Consider the following 9,977-nt stretch of genomic DNA (forward strand, 5'->3'; position numbering starts at 1 on the left):
AATAGAAAAGCTCCCGTGGCCGGGAGCTTTTTTGATTTAACGCGCAGCCTACTATTTCGCTTTCGCGCGAGCTTCAGCCAGAAGGCTTTCGACCTTGGCTCGATCGCGATACGCGGGGTCGATCTTGAGCAAGGATTCCCAAGCGGTGATTGCGCCCTTGGCATCGTTCTTGCCGTACAGCTTTACGATACCGACGTTGAACAGCGTCTGCGCGTGGCGGGGATCGTCCTTCATAGCCTGATCGAATTCCTTCAGCGCGCGGTCGGCATCACCCGAGTAGTAGTACGCGATGCCCATGTCGGTGCGAACATCCGGATCCTTGGGGTTTTCGTTGAGTGAGCGGGTGTAGTAGGTGATCGCGCTGGTCCATTGCGACGCGTCGAAATACACGTTGCCCAGTTGAGTCAGCGCCGAAACATCGCGGGGATTCGCATCAATGCGCTGTTGAAGAGGTCTCACCTGTGCATCGAGAACCTGTCCGCTGGTTAGATTTGAAGGCGGCAGGCTGGCGCTCGAGGAAGTGCTCGAAGTATTCGCGGAATTGGCGGAGTTCCCCGAGCTATGCAGCAGGTATCCGCCGAGGCCTCCGATGATCAAAACTACTACGATTGCTGTATAAACCTGTGTGTTCGTCCATCCCGCTGCTTTCTTTGCGGATTGATTCTTCATTGACAATTTCTCCCAGCGCGCACCACGGCCCTGTTGTAGTTCTCAATTTTCTCTGAGGTGGACTGCGCGTCCAATCGAGACATGGTATCGCGAGCCATGCCGGTCAGCCAACTGAGATGTGCGCTCGAGGATACTGGCCGCGGAAGAGTCCGCGGCCATTTAGGGAAGCTTACTACTTCTTCTGGTTCTTCTTGCCGAAGAGGCCAACCAATCCGTTGACCGTGTCTTGAGTTGTGCTGCCGGTCTTTTGCTGCTGATTGTTGGCCGCCGCCCCAGGTGGTTGCTGTTGCTGGCCGGTGAGGGCGCCCAGCACGCCACCGACGCCTCCAGCGCCCGCGCCGCCACCAAGCTTTCCGAGCACGCCTTGGGTCAACTGTCCGGGATTGGAGAAGCTTGGCAGCATGTTGCTCATCCGCATCTTTGCCATCTGTTGCACGTCAGGCGCTACCTTGGGCGAGGGGATAGTGCCGGTAACCAGCACCGGGATGACGATCTCGCCGTTGTTGTTAGCCATGGCCGTGCTCATCAGGCCACCAATTGCGGTGCCACCTACCTGTTGCGAACTGCTCTTAGAGAGCACGGCGGTCGCCTTCAAATCGAGGCCCTGATTCACCAGCGAAGCTGATCCGACCGCGGCGATGGTTCCGGCGTCAGTCAGGGCTTTGAGGTCATTCGTGGTCGCAACACCGTTCCTCATGTCGAAGTTTCCGGTGAGTTCCGAAATGTGGGTCGCACCGTCGCTTACCTTGCTCGCCCCGGTGAACTTGCCAATCGAGCCAAGCTGTTGTGCCATGTCCACGCCGGTCAGCTTGCCATCATTGAGATTTACGCCAATACGGCCTGTGAGAGTTTGCACGAAGTTGGCTCCCGGAGGTGCCATGTTGAGCGTGATCTGCAGAGCGTTGGCCTCAAGACCTTTCAGCTTTAACTGAGCGACCCTGAGTACACCTGCTACAGCCGGGCCGCTTAGCGGTCCACGGGCGGTCAGGTCGGCACTCAATCGCCCGCTGGGATCCATGCCAGGGCTGAGTTGCATGCCGAAGGCTTCACCCAATTTCACCAGTTCGGCAAGGGATGCGTTCTGGGTGTTCACCTTCAGATTTGCCAGCGCAGGTGTGGTTTTTCCGTTCAGTGTCCCGTTGATCGTGAACGGAGCAGAACCGATTTTCAGCTGAGTGTTTGCAATGTCGATGATGTCGGCCTGGAGATCGTCGGTAGCGTTGTAATTGAGCTCGATGGGGTAGCCGAGCTGCTTTCCCTGCGCCACTACGTTATCCATGCGAATGGTGCCATTTGTGGCGACTTTGCCGGAATTGTTTTTGAATTTGAGATTGCCGCTGATGCTCGCGTTGGTTCCGGCAAGAGCCTGCGAGTTCAGGTATTGCTTGGCAGCGTCGAGCGCCACCTGATCGAGTTGCAATGTGCCTTCAAACGGAGTGCTGACCAGGGTCTGGTCGGCAATAGGACCGCCGTGGCCTTGCAGCTTCGCCGTCTGCTTGCCAGCGCCCGGCAGATGCACGCTGGCCGTGATATCGAATGGCCTGCCGGGAGCATAGTCCTTTAGCAATACATCGATGTGGTTGTATTCGGTTCGCGGTTGGTGCTTCTGCTGATCGGTAATTGCCACCGCACCGTCATCAATCTGGAAATGGTCAAGTTGCAGCGGTTTGTTTTGCTCTTCTTTGGGCTGCTGCTGGTTATGGGTGCCCAGGGTAGAGAAGTTCCATGCACCATCGGCACTGCGAATCAACTCCACTTGTGGACGCACCATCCGCAGGCTGGCCACCTGAACGTCTTTGTGCAGCAGCGGTTGCAGCTTGAGCTCGATGTCGAGTTCCGCAGTCTGGGCGAACGCCTTACCGCTGTTGAATTTGGGATCCTCCCCGATGATCGCATTCTCCACTTTGAATGTAGGAGGGAACAGTCCCAGGTTCATTTGGCCAAGTTGCACTTGCCGTCCCAGGCGCGTCTGCAACTCCGCCTGAATCCGATCGTGATAGCGGTTGACGTCGAGCAGGCTAGGTAGAGCCGCAATGGCGGCGACCACCAGCACCAGCAAAGTCCCCAGCACGATTAATAGCTTTTTCATTGGAAGCCTCAGGGTGACGAAGTCGGTAGTTATCCCTAGGAACTAAGACGCCTCTCCAGCGCCAGAGAGTTATCTAAGCGTTCAACCTCTCTCCCGTTCAGGAACTCTTAACCGCTCACGGGCAGGGGAAACATACAGGGTAAATCATAGGGCAAGAGCCCACGGCAAAGGTGAAACCAGCATCAGACGATGTCAAAGTCGCGATTCAGCAGAACTGCCCTGCATTCAATCGCTTAAAACAGAGTGCCGGGCAGAAAGAAAAGCGAGGGGAAGATGAAAGGGAAGGCGTTTTACAAGAGTCTCTACTTTCAGGTGCTCGTCGCGATCGCGATTGGCGTGCTTCTTGGATATCTGAACCCCAACGCCGGTGCCGCAATGAAGCCGTTTGGCGATGGCTTCATCAAGTTGATCAAGATGATGATCGCCCCGATCATCTTCTGCACCGTGGTGCTTGGCATCTCCGGCATGGAAGATATGAAGTCAGTGGGCAAGACCGGCGCCCTCGCCATCCTTTACTTCGAAATTCTGAGTACTGTCTCGCTTGTCATCGGCCTGCTGATCGTGGATTTCGTGCGGCCGGGCGCAGGGATGAACGTCAATATCGCGACGCTTGATACAAAGGCTGTCGCCGCCTACACAGGCCCGGGCAAGATGCAGACAACTACCGGATTTCTATTGGACGTGATCCCGGACACCATTGTTGGCGCATTCGCAAAGGGCGAGATCCTGCAGGTGCTGTTCTTCGCGATCCTATTTGGTTTTGCTCTGCACATGATCGGCGACAAAGGGAGGATGATCCACGAGGTCATCGACCAGTTCTCGCGCGTGCTGTTCCGGATCGTCGGAATCATCATGCGAGTCGCGCCACTGGGCGCGTTCGGCGCAATGGCGTTCACCATCGGAAAGTACGGCATGGGAACGCTGTTCCAGCTCGGCAAGCTAATGGCCTGCTTCTATGCGACATGCCTGATCTTCATATTCGTCATACTTGGGATGGTCGCCGCGCTACATGGATTCAGCATTTGGAAATATCTGAAGTACATTCGCGAAGAGCTGTTTATCGTGCTTGGAACGTCGTCGTCAGAGGCTGCGCTGCCCCGCATGATGATCAAGATGGAAAATGTCGGCGTGCACAAGTCAGTAGTCGGGCTTGTGATCCCCGCGGGGTACTCGTTCAATTTGGACGGCACTTCCATCTACCTGACGATGGCGGCGATGTTCATCGCGCAGGCGACGAATTCAAATCTCTCGCTCGGGCAGCAGATTGGTCTGTTGGCCGTCTTAATGCTCACCTCCAAGGGCGCTGCAGGAGTGACCGGAAGCGGATTTATTGTGCTTGCGGCGACTCTATCGGCGACGGGCACGGTTCCGGTCGCGGGTGTGGCGCTGATTCTCGGCATTGATCGATTCATGAGCGAAGCCCGCGCCCTTACCAATCTGATCGGAAATGGTGTTGCGACGATCGTGGTGGGCCACTGGTGCAGGGCGCTCGATGAGCGCAAACTGCGCCACGTGCTGAATGAACCGACGGCGGTGGAAGAAGACGAGCCGGAAAAGCTCGCGGTTTAATCGCTTCTGCAATACGAGCTGAGCCGAGCTGTTGCGATATGATCTTCGTGTTTCGTGCTGGAGTCCGCCGAAAACTGAGCACATGCCCGGTGCAGCTTGCACGTCCGAAGTAGCGAAGCGGGGAAAGCCGACTGAGGTTCTCTTCGCTTTTCTGCAATTGGGCTGTTTGTCCTTTGGCGGCCCGATCGCTCACCTCGGATACTTTCACACCGAGTTTGTCGAGCGCCGCGGCTGGTGCGATGAGCAGACCTTTGCAGAAATCGTCGCGCTGTCGCAGTCTGCTCCCGGCCCTGCCAGCAGCCAGGTTGGATTTTCACTTGGATTACTGCGGGCAGGGTGGCTCGGAGGACTCGCGGCCTGGGTCGGATTCACCACTCCATCTGCGCTGCTCATGCTGGCGTTCGCCTTCGGTCACGGCCTTCTCACGGGCCAAGTCGGACAGGGCGTGGCGCACGGGTTGCAACTGGTAGCCGTTGCCGTTGTTGCTCAGGCAATTCTTGCAATGAGGCAGTCGCTCGCACCCGATTTGGGGCGCGTGACTATAGCTTTGCTGGCGGCAGCGATCGTATTCTTTGCTCCGCCCTCGGCTGGCACTATTCTCGCCATCGGCACAGGGGCCGCGCTGAGTTTCGCGCTGCCGCCCACGAGTGAGCGAACCGAGGCTGGGCATCAACTTCGAATCGAAATATCCCGACGGGCGGCGAAGTGTGCTGCGGCGGCATTCTTTCTGTTGCTCCTTGTGGTGCCGGTGACTGCGCATCTGGCGGACTCCTCGGTCCCTCGTGCGAGTAGGGTCTTCGAAGCCTTCTATCGGGCTGGCTCTCTCGTTTTCGGCGGAGGTCACGTGGTGCTTCCGCTGCTTGAGAACGCGGTGGTGGCGCGAGGCTGGGTGGATCAGCAGACGTTTCTTGCGGGATATGGAGCGGCGCAAGCACTACCCGGCCCACTGTTTACTTTTTCTGCGTATCTTGGAGCCGTGATTTCGCCAACGCCGAGCCGCATGTTGTTCTCCGTCTTAGCCTTGATCGGAATATTCCTGCCAGGATTGCTCGTCATTGTCGCCGTGCTCCCCTACTGGAGAGAGCTTCGCGCACGCGAGCAGGTTCAGAGGGTGTTGCGCGGAGTAAATGCCGCGGTCGTTGGGATCCTGATGGCTGCTTTCGTTCGCCCTGTATGGACATCTGCCGTGCACTTTGCATGGGACTTCGCGATTGCCGCAACGGCCGCCATTTTGCTCATGCGCTGGAAAACACCGGTGTGGATCATCGTCATCGGAGTGTCATCGTTGTCGGCATTGGCAGCCGCGTTCTGAGGCGAGAACGGCTGTATATGCACCCTCACCCGCTGGAGTAACCAACCTGATTCCGTGTTACCAGAGTTTCCTGCCAATTTGTGCTCTGGTCTGGCTTATTCCAATCGGATATGCTTGGCGGCAGAGATCCCGTTATGTGCGGGATTTGAGGTTGTTCCCCCGATGTCGAGTCCCAAGCAGGTTCAGTTGCCTACTCGCTGCCGCAAGTCGCCGACCGCAATCTATTTTGCTGTGGACCAGGCGGCGTCCGCAGCCGTGACGCAGTGTGTACGAATCCCGCACGCAAGTTTCGAGTCGCTACGTCCAGAAGACCTGACCGGGGACAACGTCTTTGTGCTCACGGATGCACAGCTCTTCCTGCAACACCTGAAGCGATTACGAGCCCAGAATATTCGTGTGATTGTGTTGTCGGACCGCCGTTTTCGCGACGCCCGTCTCGACGGCTCGGTTTATGCATATCTGCCTAGCAACACGCAGCCGGCGTTGCTGGAGCGGATGTTCGACAACGCGATTGACCACATGCACCTGGTGCAGACGCGCCGCGAGGCGAATGATAGGCTCGCGCTGGCCAACTCCGAAATTTACGAGCTGAACCACATTGGCGCTGCTCTAAGCGCGGAGCATGACACCCGTGAACTGCTTGAACTAATTCTGACCAAGTGCCGTGAAATTACGCGCGCTGATGCAGGTTCCCTTTACCTTGTGGAGGAAGAGGAGCACAGCCCGGAGCAGGGGCAGGTGCGTGATCACCGGAATGCGAGGAAGTTTCTGCGGTTCAAAATGGCGCAGAACGATTCGGTTCAGGTGCCCTTCGAGGAAGTCGTTTTGCCGGTGAGCGAGCAGTCAATCGCCGGCTACGTGGCACAGCACGGAAGAGTCGTAATGATCGAAGACGCGTACGAAATGGAAAGCTGGCTCCCATATTCGGTCAACAAGCAATTCGATATCGACTCCGGCTATCGCACAAAATCAATTCTCGCCGTGCCAATGATGAACCCGAAGAATGAGATTGTTGGCGTGGTTCAGCTCATCAATGCCAAGCGAAACTGGCGCGCGCGGTTGAACTCTTGCGACGAGGTCGAGCGCGAGGTGTTGCCGTTTTCGACACGACAGATGGAGATTGTCTCATCGCTGGCGAGCCAGGCGGCTGTCGCATACGAAAACAGCTATCTCTATGAGAACATCCAGCGATTGTTCGAAGGCTTTGTGAAAGCCTCGATTAAGGCCATCGAACAGCGCGACCCCACGACGTCGGGTCACTCTTTCCGTGTCGCCAATCTCACGGTCGCCATGGCAGAGGCCGTGAATCGTGATCAGACGTTGTTCCCGCAGGTGAGGTTCACGCGCTCGGAGATGAAAGAGATTCGCTATGCTTCACTGCTGCACGATTTTGGAAAGGTCGGCGTTCGCGAAGAAGTTCTGGTGAAAGCGCGCAAACTCTACCCGGCGCAAATGGAGGTGATTCGGAATCGCTTCGATTTTGCGCGACGCACGGTAGAATCTGAGACGGCCGAGCTCAAATTGCAATTCCTGCTCGAACACGGTCGTGAGGAGTATCTCCGGCATCTGCCTAAGTTCGAAGCGGAACAAGCCGAGAGGCTGGATGAGCTGGATCGATTCGCGCAGTGCGTCGAGGAGGCCAATGAGCCCTCGGTGCTGCCGGAAGCAGCTCTTGGATTGCTGAGCGAGATCCCGACAAGGACATTCCGCGGCAGCGATGGTCAGGTGCGCCCGCTCATTACGCCGGAGGAAATGCGCCTATTATCCATTCGCAAGGGCTCACTCGACGAGGGCGAACGGTTGGAAATCGAGTCGCACGTAGAACACACCTACAACTTCCTCAAGCAGATTCCATGGACGCGTGAGATTCGGAACGTCCCTGAAATTGCGCGCGGCCATCATGAAAAGTTGAACGGACGCGGCTACCCAGGCAAGCTCAATTCGGTCGAAATTCCGCTGCAAACGCGGCTGATGACGATTGCCGACGTGTTCGACGCGCTGGCTGCCGCCGACCGCCCGTACAAGGAATCCGTCTCGATTGAGACTGCGCTGAAGATTCTGGAATGCATGGTGAACGACGGAGAAATCGATCCGCACGTCTATTCACTTTTCGTCAACGCAAGAGTGTACGAAAAGTGGAAAGAAGAGTGCTTCGCCTATTAGCTCAACGCCGTCGAACCTCAATCGGTCCGTCCACAGCGTCGGCAACTCATGCGCTGAGTGCCGTCTCCGGCAAAGGTGCTGGCACGGTTTGATCGAGGCGATCGAGGTCAAGCACTGCCTTGCTTCCTTCTTCGAAAAACATCATCGCGAATTTGTGTCCCCACTGTAGATCTTCTGTCGAGTACGATGAGCGGCTGTAAACGGTTTGTGAATACGATTCATCTACCGCGTTAAGCAAGACAAGGAATTCAGCTTCAGCCTCGCGTAGTTGCTGCTCGGTCCAGCCATAGATAGGGCTTTGCGGCGATACCGGATGCACGATCGTCCAGTTGGCAGGCAGCACACTGACAAACGTGCGTTCCAGATCCAGCGTGTAGAAGCGCCTTACGCGGACACCTCCCGCGTGCTCAAAGCGGCTGTGTATCACCAACGCCTGCACGTTGAGCAACTGACTGCGCCGACCATTGGCAATCCGAAACTGGAAGCTAGATTGGTTGCCATAAGGTGCAATCAGCGCTTTGCGGCTGTAGAGCACGCGCGCATTAGGCCGCGAAAATCGCGCAAACACCAACCCTGTCGCGACCGCCAAGGACAGTAATCCGAACAATGTTTGCAAAGCGACCAAGACATTCGCCGAAAAACTGATGGGAACGATGTTTCCGTACCCGACGGTGGCAAACGTGTGAATACTGAAGAAAAATGCCCGCCAGAAGGGGGGACCGGCGAAGGAACCCTGAAGCGCGGCGGGCCCCAGTGCCAAGTATCCGACCGCGAAGAGAGCATTAATTGCCATGTACCAGAGACCGAGCAGCAGGAAAAATCTGGGCCAACTCAGGTTTAGAAGCGCGTGATATCCGAAAAGCCTGTCGAGAATGCTCTCATGGAGACGGCGCACGTTGAACGATCCGTCGCGATTGAGCAGGCGGTAATGGGCGCGAAAAGCCAAGCTGCCAAATCCGAGATCGCGGTCCAGTGGACGTTCGGGCGTCAATTGCGGGGGTGGGAACCCAGGGGGCGTATTCATGCGAGAGTCTCCGGTACGCTGATGGATGCAGCTTTGTCACCCTAAGATTCTGCTCTGTCACTCATGCGCAACTTGATCAGCAACAATGCCCTCTAACCGAACGGGAGCCGCTGCGTGATCGCCTCTATCTCTGAATCTGCCAATTTTCTATTGATTGCCGGTCTGGTCGTGTATGGCTTTGCGCTATTTGCGGACTACAGCGCCCGAGGGCGTTGGGCGAAGAATGTGACCTCGCTACTTGCTTCGCTGGGGATACTCACATTGGCAGCAGCACTCACCATGACGCCTGACAATGCGTCCATCCTGCTGAGGGTCGCGCACACTGGAGCTTCAAAAATACTCCTCGGACTGAGCAGCCTTCTGCTTCTGCTGGCCATTGGAGCCTTCGGACTGATCACGTACTCGAGACCTTTTCGCCTGCGACATGAAAAAAAGATCGATCGCGAATTGAATCGCGACCTCCCGAAAATTCCCTGATCAATTCGCGTAGAGTCGCGTGTTTGCCATGCTGATTGATTGAGTTCAGATGCGAAGTTGGCGTTCTGCCTGTGAGAAACCTGAGGAAAATCTCCGACAGGAATTAGCGTTCGAAAAAATCTTACGTAGTGTTTTTTCCTGTGTTTATGCGGCTTTGAGTGAGCTTATGGTGGAAACTCGCGGAGCTGGTGCTTGCAACCGTTCAGCCGGTTTGTTACAACAGTTGAGGCGCTAGAGGCGCTGGCGCGATGCGAGTCGCGAATGGCTATTTAAGAATTCTTGATGTTCTTGTGATTGTTCGAACGCGTTGAGGTCTCTGCAACGCATCCTTCCATTCCGAATCAAACTATAAAAGAGCCGACCAGCGACGGCAGCGTGGCTGCGATAACTGCTGGCGGCGAGTTGCACGATGTGCGATAGTTTGATACAAATGGAAAGTCGACGAGCTGCTGCGACATGATCGAGTGTGCGGCCGTCAGATGCGAAGTTGCAAAGCTTCAGCGGATTTGATAAGCTTCGACAGTCGCAAGTACGACGAAGACATTAGCGAGTTGGCACGGTTTGCCAAACGCCGCACGATCTGATAAGGTTAGTAAGTCAGTTCAGAGCGAGTGGCGCTAAGGTTGACAGAATCAAAACGGTTCTGATAGTCTGAATAAGTTGCAAGCGGCCCG

7 protein-coding genes are annotated in these 9,977 nt (G+C 56.1%); 4 read left to right on the plus strand and 3 right to left on the minus strand.

The window, feature by feature from the left end; translation table 11 throughout:
- Positions 1-51: 51 nt before the first annotated feature.
- Positions 52-669 carry a tetratricopeptide repeat protein gene (locus tag AC6IY8_RS16805; RefSeq protein ID WP_497775787.1) on the minus strand — a complete coding sequence of 206 codons (618 nt, stop codon included), beginning with the start codon at positions 667-669 and terminating at the stop codon, positions 52-54.
- A 172-nt stretch (positions 670-841) separates the two neighbouring features.
- Positions 842-2,758, minus strand: coding sequence for an AsmA family protein (locus AC6IY8_RS16810; protein WP_497775788.1), 1,917 nt, complete (start codon positions 2,756-2,758; stop codon positions 842-844).
- A 273-nt stretch (positions 2,759-3,031) separates the two neighbouring features.
- Between AC6IY8_RS16810 and AC6IY8_RS16815 the strand changes: the two genes are divergently transcribed.
- From AC6IY8_RS16815 to AC6IY8_RS16825, 3 genes are all read left to right on the plus strand, one after another.
- The gene (locus tag AC6IY8_RS16815) at positions 3,032-4,327 is read left to right on the plus strand and encodes a dicarboxylate/amino acid:cation symporter (protein WP_497775790.1); all 1,296 of its coding nucleotides are present in this window, start codon (positions 3,032-3,034) and stop codon (positions 4,325-4,327) included.
- A gap of 82 nt (positions 4,328-4,409) precedes the next feature.
- The gene (gene chrA / locus AC6IY8_RS16820; RefSeq protein ID WP_497775792.1) at positions 4,410-5,639 is read left to right on the plus strand and encodes a chromate efflux transporter; all 1,230 of its coding nucleotides are present in this window, start codon (positions 4,410-4,412) and stop codon (positions 5,637-5,639) included.
- A 162-nt stretch (positions 5,640-5,801) separates the two neighbouring features.
- Positions 5,802-7,802, plus strand: coding sequence for an HD domain-containing phosphohydrolase (locus AC6IY8_RS16825; RefSeq protein ID WP_497775793.1), 2,001 nt, complete (start codon positions 5,802-5,804; stop codon positions 7,800-7,802).
- A gap of 46 nt (positions 7,803-7,848) precedes the next feature.
- On the opposite strand, the gene AC6IY8_RS16830 is transcribed toward AC6IY8_RS16825, so the two are convergent.
- The gene (locus AC6IY8_RS16830) at positions 7,849-8,826 is read right to left on the minus strand and encodes an ion channel (RefSeq protein ID WP_497775795.1); all 978 of its coding nucleotides are present in this window, start codon (positions 8,824-8,826) and stop codon (positions 7,849-7,851) included.
- A 114-nt stretch (positions 8,827-8,940) separates the two neighbouring features.
- On the opposite strand from AC6IY8_RS16830, the gene AC6IY8_RS16835 reads away from it, so the two are divergent.
- On the plus strand, positions 8,941-9,303 hold the full coding sequence (locus tag AC6IY8_RS16835; RefSeq protein WP_497775797.1) for a hypothetical protein: 363 nt from the start codon (positions 8,941-8,943) through the stop codon (positions 9,301-9,303).
- The last annotated feature ends 674 nt before the right edge of the window (positions 9,304-9,977 follow it).

The organism is Koromonas soli, assembly GCF_059726265.1.